Here is a 389-nt window from a genome sequence, read left to right as displayed (position 1 = left end):
CAGCACCTATTCCTGAAGTCAACCTTTCAGTTTCTACCAACTCAGGTACAGAAGCAGCAGGTACAGTGATCACAGTGACGGCGATTTCTTCATCTGCTGTAGTCGGCGGTCAAACTATTGATCTTGCAGCTACGGGAGTTGGAATTACAGCTTCAGATTTTACCTTGAGTAATACGACTATTACTATTGCCGATGGCATGACAGAAGGTAGTGTAACTTTTACGATTGTAGATGATGCAGATGTAGAAGGTACAGAGACGGCAACATTAACGATTAGTAATCCATCAGCAGGTATTACCCTTGGATCGACTACAACACAAGATATTGTGATTACCGATAATGATTCAGCACCTATTCCTGAAGTCAACCTTTCCGTTTCTACCAATTCA

General features: G+C 42.2%; 1 protein-coding gene. It reads left to right on the top strand.

Features of this window, described 5'->3' with window-relative positions; genetic code table 11:
* On the top strand, positions 1-389 hold a 389-nt coding region (locus ACXAGJ_RS24710; RefSeq protein ID WP_474843863.1), incomplete at both ends, for a hypothetical protein.

The organism is Aquimarina sp. AWH4_224 (assembly GCF_056160245.1).
The sequence above is the reverse complement of the archived record's forward strand: the minus strand, read 5'-3'. Positions and strand labels throughout refer to the sequence as shown.